Raw genomic sequence first — 18,955 nt, forward strand, 5'->3', positions numbered from 1 at the left:
TCGACCGACTAGTCGGTCGGGTTACGACGTCGTCAACATACCCCCAGGTGGCACCACCCTCGGAGAGACGTTCCTCTCAGGGTGCGGGGCCCGTCCGGCCTGCCGCGATCCCGGACAGGAAGCAGCGCCAGAAGCTCACCGCGATCGCCTGCGCCGACATCGCGCCGCCCGGGCGGTACCACTGGTAGGACCAGTTGCAGACGCCGAAGAACGCCAGCGTCGTCAGCCTCGGGTCGGTGATCGCGAAGTCGCCGCGGGCCACACCGCCCTCGACGACCGCGAGCACCGCGGCGAAGTACTCGTCGCGGCGGGCGCGCGAGTTGGCCTGGTCCTCCGGCGGCAGCTCGCGGCGGTGCTCGTAGTAGCAGCGCAGGTTGGCGGGTTCGCGGTCGAGCAGCTCGAGATGGTCCTCGAGCACGCCGAGCAGGATCGCCGCGGGTACCGCGCCGGTCCCGGTCCGATCGCGCAGGCGGCGCAACAGCCGGTCGGCGAGGTCGTCGTGGATCCAGACGAGGATGCGGCCCTTGCTGGGCACGTGATGGTAGAGCGTGGGCTTCTTGATGCCCACCGCGGCGGCGATGTCGTCCATCGACGTGTGGTGGTAGCCGCGCTCGTCGAACAGCCGGGCGGCCGCCTGCACGATCTCCCGGTGCCGCGACGACCGCGCCGCGGCCACGGCAGGGGCCCCGGCCCCCGACCCCCCGTCCACGATCCGGCCCTACCCCTGGCCGCGCAGGAGCTTCTTCTCGATCTTGCCGATCGAGGTCTTGGGCAGCTCGTCACGGATCTCGACGATCGTCGGCACCTTGAACTTCGCCAGCCTGGCGGCACAGTGCTCCTGGATCGCCTCGACGGTGAGCGCGCTGCCCGCCTCCAGCGCGACGAACGCCTTGACGGCCTCGTCACGGATCGGGTCGACGACGCCGATCACGGCGGCCTCGACGATCTCCGGGTGGTCGAGCAGCACGGACTCGACCTCGACGGTGGAGACGTTCTCCCCGGCCCGCTTGATCATGTCCTTGCCGCGGTCGAAGAAGTGGAAGTAGCCCTTGTCGTCGACGTAGGCGTTGTCGCCGGTGTGCAGCCAGCCGTCGACGAGCGTGCGCGCCGTCGCCTCGGGGTCGTTGTGGTACCCGAGCATGAGGGTCCGCCCGGGCCGGCCCTGGACCACGATCTCGCCGACCTGCCCCTGCGCCACCTCGTCGCCCTCGGCGTCGACGAGCTTGACGACGCGGTCGTGCAGCGGCACCCCGATCGACGGCCAGCGCTTCGGCCCGAACACCGGCGCGACCGTCACCAGCGTCATCGCCTCGGACAGTCCGTAGCCGTTGACCAGCTCGACGCCGTAGCGCTTCTCGAAGGTGTCCCGCTCGTCGACGGTGATGTTGAGCGCGTAGAAGACCCGGCGGACGGAGTGCTCGGCGTCGGTGTCGCGCGGCGGCTGCGCGAGCAGCGTGCGGGCCTGCATCGCGACGAGGCTGATCTGGGTGGCCCGGTGGGCGCGGACCTGGTCCCAGAACTTCGTCGCCCGGTACTCCTCCAGGATGATCGCCGTGCCGCCGACGGTCAGCGACGACAGCACCGTCAACGACTGCGCGTTGACGTGGAACACGGGCAGCGAGGTCAGGCAGCGCTCGGAGGAGTCCAGCAGCAGTGCCCGCGAGGAACGCTCGCCGGAGTGCAGGGCGTTGGCGTGGGTGAGCAGTACGCCCTTCGGCCGCGCCGTCGTGCCGGAGGTGAAGATCATCTCCATGACGTCGTCGGAGGTGACGCCGTTGTCGGGCGGTGCGCCGCCGGCGAGGCGCTGGTCGTCGAGGAGCAGCGTGCCCTCGGGCGCCGACGACGTGCGCGCCATCAGCGTGTGGCGCACCGCCGGGCACCGGGCGACCGCGGCCGCGACGACATCGGCGAACAGCGGCTGGGTGATCACCGCGACCGACTCCGAGTAGGAGACGACGTGCTGGATCTCCCCCGCCGTGTTGGCGACGTTGGACGGCACGAACACCGCGCCCAGCGTCGCGAGCGCGAACCACGCCTCGACGACCTCCGGGCTGTTGCGCAGGTGGATGGTCACCCGGTCGCCCTTGCCGATGCCCAGCGACGCGAGCCCGGCGGCCAGCTCGTCGATGCGCCGCGACATCTCGAGGTAGCTGTACTCGGTGATCGTGCCCTCGGCGTCCTCGTAGACGATCCAGGGCTTCTCGGGGTGCCGCGCCGTGCGCTCGTCGAGCAGGTCGCGCAGGGTCCGGTCACCGATCAGGTCGTGCACAGGTCTTCTCCTCGCCGTGTGAGAACGAGTCGCAGTGGGGTCACGAGTTCTTCTCCGGTAGCTCTACCGTCGCCCAGCCCGGAGCGCACGTCTCGCCGCGCTGGTTGGTCTCGGCCAGCTCGCAGGACACGAGCCGCCCGTCGACGGACGTGACGGTCCCGGTGATCCGCAGCTCGTCGCCGGGGACGGCGTACTGGCGGTTCTGCCAGCGGAAACGGGTGAGGCGCGACCGCGGCCCGGCCCACTCGACGACGAGCCGCGCCAGGTAGGAGCCGTGCAGGTGGGCGTGCACGAGCGGTCCCGGGTATCCCTCGGTCGCGGCGTAGGGGGTGTCGAAGTGGATCCGGTGCGGGTTCCAGGTCATCGCACTGAACCGGAACAGGGTGATCTCGGTCGGGGTCACGACGAGCTCGCCGACGGTGTCGCCGACCGTCACGTCGCCTGCGAACAGCTGCGCGCTCATCGGGCCAGGAAGCTCTCGTGGCACTCGACGAGCAGCCGCCCGTCGGTGGCGTCGACGTAGCGGCGGTGCACCTCGATCACCAGCAGCGGGCCCGATCGGCCCTCCTTGCGCGTCACCGCCGTCACCTCCGCGTGCATCACGACGTCGAGCCCGGCGACGACGGGTTCGTGGAACGTCAGGTCCTGGCCACCGCCCATGAGCCGCAGCCCGGCGACGTCGACGTCGCCCAGCGGGGTCGTGGAGTTGCCGTCGGCGAGCAGGTCGTCCTCGGCGGGCCCGGTCTCCCAGCCGAGCACCGCGGTCAGGTACAGCGGCGCGGCGAGGAGCCCGTCGTGGCCGAGGTCCGCGGCCGCGGCCCGGTCCTGGTACGGCCCGTCGGCGTGCCCGACGACCAGCGAGAACCGCTGCACGTCCCGCTCGGCGAGCACACCGAGCGGGATCTCCTGGACCTTGCCGACGCCCGCCCTCGCCCTCTCGTACGCCTCGTCGATGAGGGCGGTCACTGCGACGCCCCGGTCACCGTCGCCGACACGACCTCGCGCACCGACCGGTTCTCGACGTCGAGCACCGTGTCGACGAGCCCGCCGACGACGTCGGCCGCCGGCATCTCGCCCGACATCTCCGAGATCTGGGCGAGCAGCCCCGCGCGGTCCCAGTTGAACGTCGCGGCGCCGTCGGAGGAGTGCGTGATGCGGCCGCCGTCGCGCAGGTCGATCTCGAGGGTGAACGAGCGCGACTCCAGCGCGGGGTCGGGGATCACCTCGATGCGCCCGGCCAGGTCGAGCAGCCCGGCGTCGTCGGTGCGCAGCAGGTCGGACGCGGTGACCGTGCCCTTCTCCAACGCCACCGCGAGGCAGAACTGGGCGCTCATCAGGGCGTCGCCCGCACCCCGGAACGGTCCGGTGGAGTCGGTGCCGGGGTAGGCGGCCTCGCCGGGAGAGAGCGTGAGGCGGGCGGCGCCGACGAGCTCGGGCGTGAGCTCCCTCGCGGTCCGCAGCGAGATCGCATCGGACACCGGGGACTGCAGGATCGCGCACACCGGCAGCGGCTTGTAGGTGACCTCGCGGACGCGCCACGTGCCGCCCAGGTCGGTCGCGACCTGCGAGACGTCGGGCTGCTCGCCCAGCAGCGCTCGGTAGAACCCCTGCGCACCTTCGAAGGCGTCCGGCGCACCCGTGCCACCGGCGGCGGCGAGGCGGGCGGCGAGCAGCCCGTTGCGGGCGCAGAAGCCGACCTGGAACAGCCATTCCTGGCTACCCGCGACCCAGGTCTGGTTGGTGCCGCCGGCGAGGCTCGTCGCGATGCCGAGGGCGTTCGCGGTGGTCGCGGCGTCGAGACCCAGCAGCCGCGACGCGCCCGCCGCCGCGCCGAGGACGCCGTAGACCCCGGTGGCACGGAACCCGCGCGGGGTGGTGCGCGGCGCGAAGTCCTGCGACAGTGCCCCCGCCGTCTCGTAGCCCGCGGCCAGCGCGGCGACCAGCTCGGATCCCGACGCGTCGAGCTCCTCCCCCAGCGCCAGCACAGCCGGGACCAGGGTCGCACCGACGTGGGTCAGCCCCGGGAAGTAGACGTCGTCCTGGGCGCGGGCGTGGATCATCGTCGCGTTGACGAACGCGGCGGTGTCAGGCGCGACGGCCTTGCCGGTGCGGAACAGCCGCGCCCCCTCCCCCGCGCCGACGGCGTCGGCGTAGCGGAACGGCACCGCGGTGACGACGTCGTCGGCCAGGGCGACCGCCAGGTTGTGCAGCAGCGTGACCCGGATCTTCTCGACGACGTCGGACGGCAGCGTGTCGGTCTGCAGGCCGCTGGTGAAGTCCGCGACCCGTTGCGCGATGGTGCTCATCGATTCCCCCGATCTAGCGCGCCGGGTCCAGCAGGAGCTTGCCGAACACGCCGCGGTCCTCCAGAAGTCGTTGCGCCCCTTCGATCCCGTCGAGGCCGACGGTGTCCTGCACGACGGGTTTGATCTCGCCGCGCCCCACCAGGCCCAGGACGTCGACGAGGTCCTGGCGCGAGCCCGCGAACGACCCGATCACCGTGTGCTCCTTGACGAACAGGTGCCACAGGTCGAGCGAGACGGTGAAGCCCGAGTGCCCGCCCGAGGTGACGAGCCGCCCGCCCCGGGCCATGGCGTGCAGGCTGCCCTCCCAGGTGGCGGCGCCGACGTGCTCGAACACGAGGTCGACACCGCGTCCGCCGGTCCACGTCCGCACCTGGTCGGCCCACTCGGGGTCACGGTGGTTGACGACGTGGTCGGCGCCGAGGTCGATCGCGCGGGCCATCTTGTCGGGGCTGCCCGCGGTGGCGATGACGCGTGCGCCGGCGAGCCGGGCGATCTGCACCGCGAGCACCCCGATCCCGGCGCCCGCGGCGATGACCAGCACGTCCTCGCCGATCCGGACGTCGGCCCGGCGGCGCAGCATGTGCCAGGCGGTGGGTCCGGTGACGGCGACGGCCGCGGCGGTGGAGTAGTCCATGTGGTCGGGCAGCGGGAGCAGCTGACCGGCCGGGGCGATCGCGTACTCGGCGTACCCGCCATGGGTCTGGACGCCGTAGATCCGACCGCGCAGGCACATGTTGTCGCGCCCGACCCGGCAGAACGCGCACTCGCCGCAGCTCAGCACGGGGTCGACGACGACCCGCTCGCCACCCCGCCACTTCGTCACGCCCTCCCCGACGGCCGCGACGTCGCCGGACACCTCGGTTCCGGAGACGTGCGGCAGCGGGACGTCGGCGGGGGTCTTGCCGTCGCGCGTGAGCAGGTCGACCTGGTTGAGCCCGCACGCCCGGACCCGGATCAGCACCTCGCCGGGGCCGGGCGCCGGGACGTCGACCTCGTCGACGACGAGCCGCACCGCGCCCTCGATCTCACGCAGCCGGGCGGCGCGCATCGTGGAGGGGATCGTGCTCGTCGTCATTTGGCGCCCTTCTTGCGCAGACCGTCCATGTACGCCGCCTTCCGGGCCGCGAACTCCGCGGACTGGAAGGTCAGGCCGTTGGACACGGCCTCCATCGCGAGCTGCTCGCGCAGCGGGCTCGTGGCGCCGTTGCGGATGACGAGCTTGAGCATCCGGATCGCGTCCGGGCCCATGCTGTTGAGCTGCGCGACGACCTCGTCGACCCGCTCCCGGAGGGAGGGGACGTCGTCGTGCACCTCGTTGACCAAGCCCCAGCCCTCGCCCACCTCGGCGAGGACGGGCCTGCCCAGCAACGCCATCTGGAGCGTGCGCGACGGGCCGATCGCCTTCTGCGTCAGCCACGACAGGCCGAAGTCCTGCACCACCGCGAGCGTCCCCGGCACCATCCAGAACCGGGCGCCGCGCACGGCGATCCTCATGTCGCAGGCCATCGCCAGGCCGAACCCGCCGCCGCCGACGGCGTCGCCGTTGACCGCGGCGATCGTCGGGAACGGCAGCTCGTAGAGGCCCGCGATGATGCGGTGCTGCCAGTCGAGCAGCCGCTTGCCGGAGAACACCGTCGACGACTGCTTCTCGTCGAGGTCCTCCATGAAGAACGGCGTCGACAGGTCCACGCCCGCGGAGAACAGCCGCCCGCGGCCGGTGAGGACCAGCGCGGCGACGTCCTCGTCGGCGGCGAGCCCGCCCACGGCGGCGAGCAGCTCCTCCAGCATCGCGGGGTCGAGCGCGTTGAGCTTGTCGGGACGGTCGAGGGTGATGCGGGCGACCGCCCCGTCGCGCTCGACGGAGATCGTCTCGTACTTTTCCGTCATACCTTCACCTTCGCCACCCGGCCGAGCAGGCCCGCCGGGCGGATCACGAGGACCAGGACGAACACCGCGTAGACCAGCGCGGTGCGGAAGTCCGCCGACACATAGCCGGCGAAGAAGGCCTCCAGCAGCCCGAGCACGAGCGAGCCGACGATCGCCGTCCCGATCCGGCCGAGGCCACCGAGGATCGCGCCGACGAAGCCGATCAGCGCGAGGTTGAGACCCATGTAGGGCGAGAGCGTCAGCAGCGGGGCCGCGAAGATGCCCGCGACCGCGGCGAACACCCCGGAGACGGCGAACAGGATCGTCGTCAGCCGGGCGGTGCGGATGCCGAGCACCTCGGCCGTCTCGGCGTCGGAGAACATGGCGCGGACCGCGGAGCCCCGCTTGCTGCCCAGCACCACCACGAGGCCGGTGAACAGCACCGCCGACACGGCGACGACGGCGAGCTGGTGCGCCGAGATCGTCACGGCGCCGAGCTGGAAGACGGTGCGGCCGAACGGCGAGGGGGCCGGAACGTTCAGCCCGCCCGCCGAGAGTCTGATGAGCTCCTCGAAGACGATCGCCAGCGCGAACGACATGATCACCGCGGCGAGCATCGCCCGTTTCGCGGCCCACTTGTAGAGCAGGTGCCACGACATGACCGACACCAGGGCGCCGACGACGAGCGCGATCACGATGCGCAGCGACTGCGGCAGGCCGGGGAAGTACACGTAGGCCAGGTACCCACCGAGCATGGCCTGAGCACCCAACGCGAAGTTGACGAAACCCGTCGCCGTGTAGATGACCGCGTAGCCGGTCGCGATCAGGCCGTAGATCGAGCCGGTGACCAGACCGGCGACGATCAGCTGGAGAAGCTTGTCCATTCCCTCACACCGCCCCGAAGTAGAGGTGGGCGACCGCGTCCTCGTGCGACATCTCCTCGACCGTGCCGCCGAGCAGGATCTCCCCGCCCGACATCAGGTATCCCCTGCTGCACAGCGACATCGCGAGCGCGGCGTTCTGTTCGACCATGAGCACCCCGAGCCCCTCGGACACCAGGCCGCGCACGGCCTCCCCGACCTGCTCGTAGATGACCGGCGCCAGGCCGAGCGACATCTCGTCGATGACGAGCAGCCGCGGCTCCTGCACCAGCGCCCGGGCGATGGCGAGCATCTGCTGCTCGCCACCCGAGAGCAGCCCACCGAGCTGGCCGCGGCGCTCGCGCAGCCGCGGGAAGCGGTCGAACGCGGCGTCGATCCGCGCCCCGACCCGCTTGCCGCCGACGGCCCGGACCGCGACCTCGAGGTTCTCCCCGACGGACAACGGCCCGAACACGTGCCGGCCCTCGGGCACCAGCGCGATCCCGGCGTGCGCCCGCGACCAGGCGGCCTTCGTCGCATGGTCGGTGCCGTCCCACCGGACGGCGCCCGCCGTCGGCCTGGTCAGGCCCATGATCCCGCGCAGCGTCGTCGTCTTCCCGGCGCCGTTGGGGCCGACGAGACAGACCGCCTCACCCACCTCGACGTGCAGGTCGACGTCGCGGACGACCGAGACGTCGCCGTAGCCGACCGACAGGTTCTCGACCTCGAGCCTCATGCGGCACTCCTGCCCAGGTAGGCCGTGATCACCTCGGGCATCACGCGGACCTCCGCGGGCGGGCCCTGCGCGAGCACCGCGCCCTCGGCCAGCACGGTGACCCGGTCGCAGATGCCCATGACCAGCCCGATGTTGTGCTCGATGATCAGGATCGTGTAGGCCGCCGCGGAGAGGTCGCGCAGCACGGCCTCCAGCAGGTCGACGTCGGCACCCGACAGCCCGGCGGCGGGTTCGTCGAGCACGAGCAGCCGCGGCTCGGTGGCCAGCGCCCGCGCGATCTCGACGAGGCGGCGCCGCCCGTAGGACAGCTCGCCGACGTGGCGATGCGCGACGTCGGCCAGCTTCAGCATCTCCAGCAGCTCCGCGCAGCGGACGAGGCTGGCCTTCTCCTCGCGCGCGGTGCGCGTGGTGTAGAAGACGTCGTGCGGGAAGCGGTAGCGCAGGTGGCGGTGCCGCCCGGCCATGACGTTGGCCAGCACGTCCTCGTCCTCGAACAGCTGCGAGGTCTGGAACGAGCGTGCGATGCCGCGGGCGGCGAGCTTGTGCGACGACAAGCCGGTCGTGTCCTCGCCGGCGAACGCCATGGTGCCGCCGTCGATGCGGTCGACGCCGGTGAGCATGTTGACCAGCGTCGTCTTTCCGGCGCCGTTGGGCCCGATGAGGCCGTGGACCTCACCCTCGACGACGTCGATCGTCACGGAGTCGACGGCGACGAGGCCGCCGAAGCGACGGGTCAGGCCCTGCGCGCTCAGGAGCGGTTCCATCAGCTGCGCCCCTTCCGGTTCGCGACACGGCGCAGCAGGCCCGACATCGCCCCGCCGATGCCCTGGGGCAGGAACAGCAGGGTGACGACGACGAGCGCCGCGTAGAACAGCAGCACGTACTCGGAGATGGCCTCACCGTCGACGGCGCTGCGGAACCAGGTCAGCACGATCGCCGCGACCAGCACGCCCGGCATCGAGCGCAGGCCGCCGACGATCGCGATGGTCAGCACCGTCGTCGTCAGGCCCAGGCTGAACACCGACGGGTCGAGCACGTAGGCGTAGGCGGTGTAGAGCGAGCCCGCGACCGCGGCGAACGCGCCCGACAGCCCGAACGCGAGGAAGCGGTAGCGCCCGGTGTCGACGCCGATGCTGCGCGCCGCGATCGGGCCCTCCCGGGCCGCCATGAGCGCCCGGCCGAGCCGGCTGCGCCGCATGCTCATGATCATGACCATGAACACGACGAGGCAGCCCAGGCCGACCCAGTAGATGAGCAGCGGGTCGTCGAGGGTGAGGCCGAAGAAGTAGAGGTCGAACCCGGCGAGGCCCTGCGCGCCACCGAGGTAGTCGATGTTGCGGACCACGTTCTCGCCGACGAACCCGAACGCGAGCGTGGTCAGCGCGAGGTAGAGGTCCGACGCGCGCAGCGTTGCGACGGCCATCAGCAGCCCGACCAGGGCGCCGGCCACCGCGACCAGCGGCAGCGCGATCGCGCCGTCCCAGCCGAGCTTGTCCATGAGCACGACGCCGACGTAGGCGCCGACGCCGAAGAAGCCCGCCTGGCCGAGGCTGAACAGGCCGGCGATGCCCATCAGGAAGTGCAGCGACACCGCGAGCAACGCGATGATCGCCATGTACGCCAACAGGAACTGCTGGGCGCTGTCGATGCCGACGAACGGCAGCAGCACCGCGACGATCGCGAGTGCCACCGGCATGCCCCAGCGCACCCACCGCGGGGCGACGTGGCGCTCCGCGGTGAACGACGGCGGCTGCGGGTCGTCGTCGGGGGGCCCGTCGGGCCGGGTGTCCGGCGTGGCCGGGGTCGTGCTGGGGGTGCTCACCGCTCCGCCTCCCGGTAGGACGGCCGCGGGCACTGCCCGCGGCCGTCCTTGTCGGTCCTGCTACGTCCGTGCCGGTCGGGTCAGCCCTGCGGCCACGCGGTCGTGAAACCGGCGCCGTCCCACTGACCGATGGTCGACGTCGTCAGGCCGCGGCGGTTGTCCTTGGTGAAGGTCCACGACTTGGCCGCCTTGCCCGGCATGTTCGTCAGCGACTCCATGCCCGCGGTGATGTCGGCGGCCGTGAGCCCCTTGGCCTTCGCCGACTCGGCGACACCCTTGGTCGCGTCGTAGGCCATGGCCGCGATCCAGCCCGGGTCCTTGATGCCGGCGGCGACGAAGGCCTTCGACAGCTCGACCGAGTTCGGGTCCGACGTGTTGTTCGGGAACCACGGCGAGACGATCATGTAGCCCTTGGCGTCGTCACCGGCGAGCTGGATGGCACCCGAGGCGTCCGCCCCGACCCACTGCCCGGTCACGCCGTTCTCCCGCGCCTGGCGCAGCAGCTTCGCGACGTCGGCCGGGTCGGAGTCCGACAGCAGGATGTACTTGGGCTTCTTGGAGTTCAGCTCGACCATCACCGGCGTGTAGTCCGCCTGCGACGGGTCGTGGCCGATGTTGGCGACGGGCGTGATGCCCGCCGCGGCGAGGCCCTCGGCCTGCTGCTTGGCGCCGCCGTTGCCGAAGTCGGTGTTGGCGTGGACGATCGCGACGCTCTCGCCCGGCTGCAGCTTCGCCTTCACGAAGTCGACGACGGTCTTGTTGTTGACGTCGTTCTGCGCGCTCCAACGGAACGTGTTCGTGTACTTGTCGGTGATGTCGGGCAGCACCGCGAACACCGCGTGCGGGGTGTTGGCCCGCTGCGTGACCTCGGCGGCCGGCAGGATGTCGAGGCTGACGACCGGGCCCATGACCAGCGGCATCTTGTCGCTGGTGACTGCGTCACGCGTCTTGGAGACACAGATCGCCTGCTCGCTCTGGCAGTCGTAGAACTTGGGCGCGATCGTGAACGGGTAGGCGCCCGAGGCGTTGAGGTCCTTGGCGGCCTCGTTCACGCCGGCCTGCAGCTGCAGACCGTAGGGGGCGTACTTGCCGGTCAGCTCGGCGACGACGGCGAACTCGAGCGTCTGCTTGTCGGCCCCGGACCCACCGGTTCCCGACGACGACCCGCCGCCGCCACACGCTGTCAGCACGAGCGCCGTCGCGGCCACCACCGCCACGCCCAGCCGGTTTCTCCACCGCGTCATTACGGTCCTCCGGGGGTAGGGAAAGGCACGACCGACTAGTCGGTCGGGTGCCGTGGCCCGAAACTGTAGGGGCAGTCACAGAAGACCGTCAAGCACGTGTTCCAACCCTGTTACCCGGCCCGCCGGCATCCCTCGCGGAGCGCGCTTGACATCGCACACGCCGTCACGCCACCCTCTCGACCGACTGGTCGGTCCGTCCCGAGGAGAACGCCCGTTGCAGACGCCGCCTCCTGCCCCCACGGTCACCGCGACGGTCGGGCGCGACGGCGCCGTCGCCGTCGTCGACGTCGCGGGCACCCCGCCGACGGCGTCGCTGAACGCGCTGGTCACGGCCCTCGCGGGCCTCGCCACCGACGTACGCGCCGTCCTGCTGCGGCTCCCGTCCGCCGCAGCCGACGACCCGCCCCACGACCCCGCCGACGTGATAGCGCGCCAGCACGCACTCGGCGCCGTCGAGGACCTTCCGCTGCCGACCGTCGCCCTGCTCGGGCGCCACTGCACCGGCCTCGCCCTCGATCTCGCACTCTGCTGCGACGTCCGCGTGGCACCTGCGGACGTCGTCGTCGCCGCTTCCGGCCCGGCCGCCGGCGCCCTGCCCGTCGGCGGCACCGTCGCCCGGCTCGTGCGCGCCACCGGCCAGGGAGTGGCCCGCGACATGCTGATCACCGGCCGCACCGTCGACGCCGCCGACGCCCTCGCCTGGGGTTTGGTCACCCGCCTCGCCGTGGATCCGGCCGCCGTCGCCTCCGGGCTGGCGACCACCCTCGCCGGCCTCTCCCCCGAGGCCCTCGCCGCGACCAAGCGCCTCGCCCTCGGCGCCTCCCAGGACACCCTCACCGACGGGCTCGCCGCCGAACTGTCGACGTGGCACACCGTCCGCACCGGCGCCAACGCCCAGGAAGGTCTGTCCGCCTTCGCCGAGAAGCGGGACCCGCGGTTCACATGATCCTCGTCGAACAGCACGGCGATGTCGCGCAGATCGTCATGGACACCCCGCCGGTCAATGCCTTCGACCGGGCCTTCCTCGAACGGCTGGGCGAGGCGCTGGCCGGGGTGCCCGCCCGGACGCGCGCCGTCGTCGTCAGCAGTGCGGTACCGCGGATCTTCGCCGCCGGCGGCGACATCCCGTACATGGCCCGCGCCGACATCGACGACCAGATGTCCTATGTGGAACTGTGCCAGGAGGTGTACGGCGCGTTCGAGCAGGTCGGGGTGCCGACGATCGCCGCCGTCGACGGCGCCTGCCTCGGCGGTGGCCTCGAGCTGGCGCTGTCCTGTGACATCCGCGTCGTCGCGCCGGGCGTGCGGCTCGGGCTGCCCGAATCGACCCTGGGCATCCTCGCGGGCGGCGGCGCCATCCACCGGATCGTCCGCGCCGTCGGCCAGGCCCCGGCGCGCGACATGCTGCTCACCGGGCGGCGCATCACCGGCGCCGAGGCCGTGGGCATCGGCCTGGCGAGCCGCCTCGCCGAGCCGGGCACCGTCACCGCCGCGGCCCTCGACCTCGCCGCGGGCATCGCCACCCTCGACCCCGACGCCGTCACAGCGGTCACCACGACCGCCCGCGCGGTCCTGCCCGTCGGCCGCCCCTGACCTCCGCGCGCAACCACTGCTCCCGTCCGGCCCGGATGCGGCGCCGAGGTTGCGCAGAGAACCGGCCGCAACCTCGCTGCTGCATTCCGGCCCGTGGGCAGCCGTGAGGGTGCCTCCGGGGTCAGGCGCCCAGGCTGGCGGCGTGGCCCTCCAGGACCTCGGGGCCGGTGGCGATGCCCGTCATGAAGATCTGCCAGAAGTAGCGGGCGATGGCCTGGTGGGTGAGCGGGCCGCCGGGGCGGTACCACTGGTAGGCCCAGTTGCACATGCCGAAGAAGGCGAACGTCGTCAGACCGGGGTTCTCGACGCGGAACTCCCCCGCAGCCGCCCCCTCCTCGATGATGCCCCGCACGGTCTCGGTGTAGCGGTCGCGCATCTCGCGGGCGACGCGGCCCTCCTCGCCGGGGATCTCCCGGTGGTGCTCGAAGTACACACGCAGGTGCCCGGGCCGTGTCTCGAGCAGGCCGAGGATGTCGTCCATGATCCGCAGCAGGATCTCGGCACGCGGAAGCTTGTCGGCGACGCGCTGCTCGAGCCGGTCGGTCAGGTCGTGGACGAGCTCGTCGTGGATCCAGATGACGATCTGCGTCTTGCTCTGCACATGGTGGTAGAGAGTGGGCTTCTTGATGCCGACCGCCGCGGCGATGTCGTCCATCGAGGTCGTGTGATAGCCACGTTCGTCGAACAGCCGGGCTGCCGCCGAGACGATCTCGGCACGCCTCGCCGTTCCCTGGGGCGCCGCCTTCATGGTCCCCTCCTGTCGCCCTCGATGGTCACTCGGACCCGCGAGACTAGACCACGACACGACCGTCCAGTCGGTCGGCGCGAGTCTGCCGTGCCGGCGGGCCGCCGGTCCACCGTCCGGCACCGGGTTCCGTGAGCACGGTCTGGGACCCCGGCCGCTCCTCGATGACCGACGACGAGCTCACCGCAGCGGTCCGCACGGCCTCCTGACCGCTCGCCGAGACCAACAGGAGTGCGCTGACGGACACGGCGGACAGCACTCCAGTCGGTCTCGACGCCGGAACCGCGTGCGGGCATGATCGGCCGCGGTCGTCGGGGCACGTCCGGCGGTGGTCGAGCTCGACGATCGGAGACGCACGGTGCCGGTGGACCCCCAGCCGCAGGCGGTGCTCTCGCCGCTCACCGAGAGCGCGGTGTTCCTCACCATGACCGTCGGCGACGGCGGTGAACAGGCCGTCCGCGACCTGCTCCCCGACCTCGGCGGGCTCGTCCGCTCCGTGGGGTTCCGGCTTCCCGACGAAGGCCTCACCTGCGTCACCGGCATCGGCGCCGACCTGTGGGACCGCACCTTCGACGGCCCCCGCCCCGCCGCCCTGCACCCGTTCCGCGAGGTCACCGGGGCCCGCCACCACGCCCCGTCGACGCCCGGCGACCTGTTCCTGCACGTCCGCGCCGTGCGCCTGTTCCCGTGCTTCGAGCTGGCCCGGCTGGTCCGGACCCGGCTCGGCGACGCGGCGGTGGTCGTCGACGAGGTGCACGGCTTCCGCTACTTCGACCGTCGCGACCTGCTGGGGTTCGTCGACGGCACCGAGAACCCGACCGGGGACGGTGCCTCCGCCGCCGTGCTGGTCGGCGGCGAGGACCCCGCCTTCGCCGGTGGCACCTACGTCATGACCCAGAAGTACCTGCACGACCTCCCCGGCTGGCAGGGGCAGAGCGTCGAGGCCCGGGAGCTCGCCGTCGGCCGCCGGATGCTCGACGACGTCGAGCTCGACGACGCCACCAAGCCGCCGGACTCGCACGTCGCACTCACGACGATCGTCGACGACGACGGCACCGAGCGTGAGATCCTGCGCGACAACATGCCCTTCGGCTCGATCGCCGACGGCGAGTACGGGACCTACTTCATCGGCTACGCCGCCGACCCCGACGTGCCGGAACGCATGCTGCGCAGGATGTTCGTCGGCGAGCCGGAGGGCAGCACCGACCGGCTCCTGGAGTTCTCGACGGCCGTCACCGGTTCTCTGTACTTCGTGCCCTCGGCGGCACTCCTCGACGACCCGCCGCCCGCCCGGACCGCGGCCGAGGCCGCCCGGCCGGCGCCCGCCCACGGCGACCTGGGGATCGGGGACCTGCGCGGCACCCGATGACCGGTCGGTCGGTCAGGCCGCCCTCCGCTTGCCCCGCGTGGTCGCGCCGAGGTGCAGGACGAGGGTGACCAGCGCGAACACGGTGTTTGCGGAAGGCGGACGCCGTCGAGCGCGACCAGGTCGTCGAGCTCGCCCGCCATACGGACGTCCTGCTGAGGGCTTCCGGCCCGGTCTCGCCCGAACGTCTCGGTCGAGGGCCTGCCGACGTCACCCCGCTCAGCCCCTCGGCGGGAGCTGGACGCCTGCGTCACGCCGGAGCCGGTGGCGGACCTGCCCACCGATGCCGAGATCCGGTCGTTCCTCCGCGCGGCCGGGTGCCTGCTCCCCTTCGGATGACACCTACGACGAGGTGGCCAGGAACTCGCGGACCAGCGATCCGAGCCGGGTCGGCACCTCGAGCTGCAGAAGGTGCCCGCACCCGGCGAACAAGGCCAGGTCCGCGTTCGGGAGGTGCTGCGCCAGATACAGACTCGCCGCGGCCCCGATGGTTGCGTCGTCCTTCCCGTGGGCGGCGAGCACCCGGTGCGTCATGTCGGGAAGCACCGTCTCGTCGTAGACGGGCATGGGCTCCCCGACGGCCATCGCGGCCTGGAACGACCGCCGGACCTCGGGGCGTGCGGCGACAGCGAACCGCTCACGGACATAGTCGTGCGGCGCCGTACCCCGGGACAGCTGCGCGCCCACCAGGGCGCGCATCGCCGCCTCGTCTGGGGTCCGGTAGAAGTCCGTCAGCGTGGCCAGCCTCGCCGTGACGGGAGTCCCTCCCGCGGCAAGCAGCACCACCCGGCCGACGCGCTCGGGGGCGCGCCGGACCAGCTCCAGCGCGACCCTGGCGCCGTAGGAATGCCCGACCACGTGCACCCGTTCCAGGCCGAGCGCATCGAGCAACGCGACCACCGCCACAACCCGTCGCGCAAACCAAGGGGCCGGTCCGGCGTCGACGTCCTGCGGGTGGCTGCTCCCGCCGAACCCGACGAGGTCCGGCACGAGGCACCGGTACTCCCCGAGAGCGGGCAGCAGCGAGGCGAAGCTCAGCGTCCCGGTGGCTCCCGGTCCGGTCCCGTGCAGGAACAGCACCGGCTCGCCGCGCCCGTCCCCTGCCGTCGCGAGGTGGGTCGTGTCCGGTCCGGTGGCCAGGTCCGTCGTCCTCACACCAGCACCCGGCGGAACAGTTCGAGGGTGCGGTCCCACGAGGCCGTCGCCGCCTGCTCGTCGTAGGCCGGGAGGTTCGGGAACATGAAGCCGTGGTCTGCTCCGTCGTAGATCTCGACGGTCGCCCGCGCGCGTGCCAGCTCGTCGCGCAAGGGCTCGTTGAGCGCGAGCGGTGCGAGGGTGTCCGCTGCGCCGAACCCGACGAACAGGTCCGCGGCGATGTCGCCGACGCTGCGGTGCGGCGAGTCCGGCTCGTCCGTCACGCAGAACGACGGGTGCATCGCCGCGCCGGCGGCGAACCCGTCCGTGTCGGCGGCGAGCAGACGGAACATCAGGCGCGCACCCACGCAGAAGCCGATGGCCGCCTTGACCCCGTCACCCGCAGCGGGGTCCTCGGCCGTGACGGCGAGCAGCGCGGCCGTGTCGGCCAGCACCTCGTCGTCGTCGAGTGAGCCGACCGCCGCCATCAGCCGTTCGAACTCCGGGGATCCCGGGCCCTGGGCGATCCCTGCCATGTCGAACGCGATCGTGGGCCCGATCCGGTGGTAGAGGTCGGGCAGCACGGCGTAGTAGCCGGCAGCAGCGACCCTCCTGGCGACGTCGTGGATGTCCGCGCGCAGCCCCGGCCCGTCGTGGAAGACCACGACCACCGGGAAGGGGCCGCCGCCGTCGGGATGCCGGATCGCGACGGCCATCGGTCCGTCGGCGGTCTCGACGGTCACCTCTTTCTCGATCACGTCGTTCCCCTTTCAGAGGGCAGGGCGGTGGTGATCCCGAACCCGATGATCCATTCGGGGACGGGCTGGTGGAACGACGACAGGGTGCGGTACGGCCCGGCAGTCGCCAGGGCGGCGTGGGCGGCGATCCAGGACCGCACCTCGTGGACCGAGCTGCCGCCCTGCTCGCCGAGCCATCCGACGTCGTAGTCGTCGAACCGGGTGAGGTCTCCCTCGGTGAAGAGCCGGAGGAACTCGTGGTCGAGGTCCGGGTTCAGGGGCATGAGTGGGGACTCGCCGCGCGCGAACGCCTGCCCTGCCTGCCGGACCGCCTCCTCGCGGGCCGTCTGCTCGGCCGGGGTGCGGCGCCGGTCGACGAGGTGGGCGGCGGCCTCCGGCGAGGCCTCCCGCAGGCGCGGGACCGGTACGTCGTGGGACAGGCCGCCCGAGCCGACGAGCAGGACCCTGCGGCCGAGACCCCCGACCCACTCCCCCACGGCCTCGCCGAGACGCCGGACCCGCCGCAACGGGCCGAGCGGCTCGGCGACCGAGTTGATGAACACGGGGATCACGGGCTTCGCGCTGCACCCGCCGAACAGGATGTCCAGGGGCTGCGAGATGCCGTGGTCCACGACCATCTTCTCCGACATGGCGACGTCGAGATCGGCCTCGAGCAGGCGCGCGATCAGGTCGTCGGCCAGCGCCTGGGGAACGTCGAGATCGCCTGCGCTCGTGCCGTAGTCACCGATCGCCCTGGCTGCCGTCCCGACGCAGAACGGTGGCATCAGCTCGTACCGGAACCCTTGGTAGTGATCGGGGCCGAAGACCACGACCAGATCGGGATCGAACGTCGTGACGAACTCCCGGGCCTCCCGCAGCGCGTCGTCGACCCTGCGCCGCACCGACTCGCCGGGGTCGGCGGTCCACAGCAGCGGGGCGTGCGACATGCAGCAGAGGGCCAGCTCGGCTGTCGTCTCCGCGGTCACCGTCAGACCGTCAGCGAGTGCAGCGCGGGCACCACGTGCTCGCCGTAGAGCTGGTAGGAGCGCATCGTCTGCTCTTTGGTCAGGGTGCCGAACGACCCCCAGTTGAGGAAGTTCCCGCAGCCGATCGTCTCCACCTGGTCCACGATCTGGTCCCGGACCGTCGCGGGCGTCCCGACGCAGATCGCGCCGATCGCGACGAGGGCGTCGAACGAGACGTCCTCGCCGGCGAACGGGCGGAAGAAGGACTGGTAGTGCTCGTAGCCGGCGGGCACGTTGTCGAGGTCGTGGAACACCGCGGCCTCCTTGAACGCGGCGAACAGCGCATCGAAGGCGGGCTCGGCGAGATCACGTGCCTCCTGCTCGGAGTCCGCGATGAACACGTTGCGGCACACGCCCATGTCGGTGGCCTCGGCATCGCGCCCGGCGTCCGCGGCGGCCTTCTTGTAGCCCTCGAAGATGGTCCGCATGTTCTCGGTCGGCGAGAAGACCGAGGTGAACCTGAAGTTCTGCCGGGCCGCCCATGCCACGGTCTGCGGACTCAACGCGGTGACCCAGATCGGCAGCTCGGGGCGCAGCGGCCGGGGCCAGATGCCGACGTTGTCGTAGTTGTAGAACTCACCGTGGAAGGACCAGGTCGGTTCCTTCCACGCCGACTGGATGAGGGCGACGGACTCCTCGAACCGGGCGCGGGTCTCCTCCATCCGCACGCCCTCGCGGAGGAACTCGGGCTCGTCGACGCCGCGGCCCATGCCGATCTCGAGGCGGCCACCGGTGAGGTGGTCCAGCATCGCGCCCTCCTCCGCGAGCCGCCGCGGATTGTGGAACGCGGTGATGTTGGCCATGACGCCGATGTTCATCCGGCTCGTCCGCTGGGCCAGCGTCGCGACGAGGAGGTTCGGTGACGGGCTGATGCTGTACGGGGTGAAGTGGTGCTCGGAGAAGAAGACGCCGTCGAAACCCTGGCCCTCGGCGGCGACCCAGGACTCGAGCTTCCAGTCGTAGAGCTCCTTGCACAGCTGCGGGTCGAACTTCGCCGGGTCAGGGTCGTACGGGTAGCTGAAGATCTCGAAGAGCCATGACTTGACCATGTGATGTTCCGTTCATCTCGACACGAGGCCGGTTCCGTGTTCACGGCACTCTGGAGCCCGGAGTGACGGTATTGCGGGCTCGTCGGGCCACCGAGCCGTTGCGCGCGCCGGTCCGTCCGCTTCTCGCGCCGCGAGAAGCGGATGACCGTCGGCGGAAACCGGCTTCCGCCGCTCCGCCCGCCACATACGATGGACCGGCTCTG

General features: G+C 71.7%; 20 protein-coding genes. 3 read left to right on the forward strand and 17 right to left on the reverse strand.

Features of this window, described 5'->3' with window-relative positions:
• Window positions 1–76: 76 nt before the first annotated feature.
• The 12 genes from TOK_RS24750 to TOK_RS24805 form a co-directional block, all read right to left on the reverse strand.
• The gene (locus tag TOK_RS24750) at window positions 77–709 is read right to left on the reverse strand and encodes a TetR/AcrR family transcriptional regulator (protein ID WP_253258620.1); all 633 of its coding nucleotides are present in this window, start codon (window positions 707–709) and stop codon (window positions 77–79) included.
• A gap of 9 nt (window positions 710–718) precedes the next feature.
• The gene (locus tag TOK_RS24755) at window positions 719–2,269 is read right to left on the reverse strand and encodes an AMP-binding protein (protein ID WP_098960383.1); all 1,551 of its coding nucleotides are present in this window, start codon (window positions 2,267–2,269) and stop codon (window positions 719–721) included.
• Window positions 2,270–2,309: 40 nt separating this feature from the next.
• Window positions 2,310–2,732, reverse strand: a complete 423-nt coding sequence (locus tag TOK_RS24760; RefSeq protein WP_098960384.1) for a MaoC/PaaZ C-terminal domain-containing protein — start codon at window positions 2,730–2,732, stop codon at window positions 2,310–2,312.
• A complete protein-coding gene (locus TOK_RS24765) occupies window positions 2,729–3,235 on the reverse strand; it encodes a MaoC family dehydratase N-terminal domain-containing protein (RefSeq protein ID WP_172457767.1) in 507 nt (168 codons plus the stop codon). Before TOK_RS24765 ends, TOK_RS24760 begins: the two co-directional genes overlap by 4 nt.
• Window positions 3,232–4,575, reverse strand: a complete 1,344-nt coding sequence (locus TOK_RS24770) for an MmgE/PrpD family protein (protein ID WP_098960385.1) — start codon at window positions 4,573–4,575, stop codon at window positions 3,232–3,234. The genes TOK_RS24765 and TOK_RS24770 overlap by 4 nt, the downstream gene beginning before the upstream one ends.
• Before the next feature lie 13 nt (window positions 4,576–4,588).
• Complete coding sequence (locus tag TOK_RS24775) at window positions 4,589–5,650, reverse strand: zinc-binding dehydrogenase (RefSeq protein ID WP_098960386.1); 1,062 nt, start codon at window positions 5,648–5,650, stop codon at window positions 4,589–4,591.
• Entirely contained in the window at window positions 5,647–6,462 is an 816-nt protein-coding gene (locus TOK_RS24780) for an enoyl-CoA hydratase/isomerase family protein (RefSeq protein ID WP_098960387.1), read from the reverse strand. The genes TOK_RS24775 and TOK_RS24780 overlap by 4 nt, the downstream gene beginning before the upstream one ends.
• The gene (locus TOK_RS24785) at window positions 6,459–7,325 is read right to left on the reverse strand and encodes a branched-chain amino acid ABC transporter permease (protein WP_098960388.1); all 867 of its coding nucleotides are present in this window, start codon (window positions 7,323–7,325) and stop codon (window positions 6,459–6,461) included. Before TOK_RS24785 ends, TOK_RS24780 begins: the two co-directional genes overlap by 4 nt.
• A 4-nt stretch (window positions 7,326–7,329) precedes the next feature.
• A complete protein-coding gene (locus TOK_RS24790) occupies window positions 7,330–8,037 on the reverse strand; it encodes an ABC transporter ATP-binding protein (RefSeq protein WP_098960389.1) in 708 nt (235 codons plus the stop codon).
• Window positions 8,034–8,801 carry an ABC transporter ATP-binding protein gene (locus tag TOK_RS24795; RefSeq protein WP_098960390.1) on the reverse strand — a complete coding sequence of 256 codons (768 nt, stop codon included), beginning with the start codon at window positions 8,799–8,801 and terminating at the stop codon, window positions 8,034–8,036. Before TOK_RS24795 ends, TOK_RS24790 begins: the two co-directional genes overlap by 4 nt.
• On the reverse strand, window positions 8,801–9,859 hold the full coding sequence (locus TOK_RS24800; RefSeq protein WP_098960391.1) for a branched-chain amino acid ABC transporter permease: 1,059 nt from the start codon (window positions 9,857–9,859) through the stop codon (window positions 8,801–8,803). Before TOK_RS24800 ends, TOK_RS24795 begins: the two co-directional genes overlap by 1 nt.
• 80 nt (window positions 9,860–9,939) lie before the next feature.
• Complete coding sequence (locus tag TOK_RS24805) at window positions 9,940–11,103, reverse strand: ABC transporter substrate-binding protein (RefSeq protein WP_098960392.1); 1,164 nt, start codon at window positions 11,101–11,103, stop codon at window positions 9,940–9,942.
• 214 nt (window positions 11,104–11,317) lie between these two features.
• On the opposite strand from TOK_RS24805, the gene TOK_RS24810 reads away from it, so the two are divergent.
• Entirely contained in the window at window positions 11,318–12,049 is a 732-nt protein-coding gene (locus TOK_RS24810) for an enoyl-CoA hydratase/isomerase family protein (RefSeq protein ID WP_172457768.1), read from the forward strand.
• Entirely contained in the window at window positions 12,046–12,696 is a 651-nt protein-coding gene (locus TOK_RS24815) for an enoyl-CoA hydratase/isomerase family protein (protein WP_098960394.1), read from the forward strand. The genes TOK_RS24810 and TOK_RS24815 overlap by 4 nt, the downstream gene beginning before the upstream one ends.
• 121 nt (window positions 12,697–12,817) lie before the next feature.
• On the opposite strand, the gene TOK_RS24820 is transcribed toward TOK_RS24815, so the two are convergent.
• The gene (locus TOK_RS24820) at window positions 12,818–13,444 is read right to left on the reverse strand and encodes a TetR/AcrR family transcriptional regulator (protein ID WP_098960395.1); all 627 of its coding nucleotides are present in this window, start codon (window positions 13,442–13,444) and stop codon (window positions 12,818–12,820) included.
• A 355-nt stretch (window positions 13,445–13,799) separates the two neighbouring features.
• Here TOK_RS24820 and TOK_RS24830 point away from each other — a divergent pair, with 355 nt between their 5' ends.
• A complete protein-coding gene (locus tag TOK_RS24830; protein ID WP_098960822.1) occupies window positions 13,800–14,810 on the forward strand; it encodes a Dyp-type peroxidase in 1,011 nt (336 codons plus the stop codon).
• Between the two features lie 339 nt (window positions 14,811–15,149).
• On the opposite strand, the gene TOK_RS24835 is transcribed toward TOK_RS24830, so the two are convergent.
• The 4 genes from TOK_RS24835 to TOK_RS24850 are packed head-to-tail and all read right to left on the reverse strand — an operon-like array spanning window position 15,150 to window position 18,752.
• Window positions 15,150–15,962, reverse strand: a complete 813-nt coding sequence (locus TOK_RS24835) for an alpha/beta fold hydrolase (RefSeq protein WP_098960397.1) — start codon at window positions 15,960–15,962, stop codon at window positions 15,150–15,152.
• On the reverse strand, window positions 15,959–16,699 hold the full coding sequence (locus TOK_RS24840) for a dienelactone hydrolase family protein (protein ID WP_253258621.1): 741 nt from the start codon (window positions 16,697–16,699) through the stop codon (window positions 15,959–15,961). The genes TOK_RS24835 and TOK_RS24840 overlap by 4 nt, the downstream gene beginning before the upstream one ends.
• Window positions 16,696–17,664 carry a 3-carboxyethylcatechol 2,3-dioxygenase gene (locus TOK_RS24845; RefSeq protein ID WP_253258622.1) on the reverse strand — a complete coding sequence of 323 codons (969 nt, stop codon included), beginning with the start codon at window positions 17,662–17,664 and terminating at the stop codon, window positions 16,696–16,698. The genes TOK_RS24840 and TOK_RS24845 overlap by 4 nt, the downstream gene beginning before the upstream one ends.
• A 2-nt stretch (window positions 17,665–17,666) precedes the next feature.
• Entirely contained in the window at window positions 17,667–18,752 is a 1,086-nt protein-coding gene (locus TOK_RS24850) for an LLM class flavin-dependent oxidoreductase (RefSeq protein WP_098960398.1), read from the reverse strand.
• Between the last annotated feature and the right edge of the window lie 203 nt (window positions 18,753–18,955).

The sequence above is a fragment of the Pseudonocardia sp. N23 genome (assembly GCF_002583555.1).
Taxonomy (GTDB): Bacteria; Actinomycetota; Actinomycetes; order Mycobacteriales; family Pseudonocardiaceae; genus Pseudonocardia.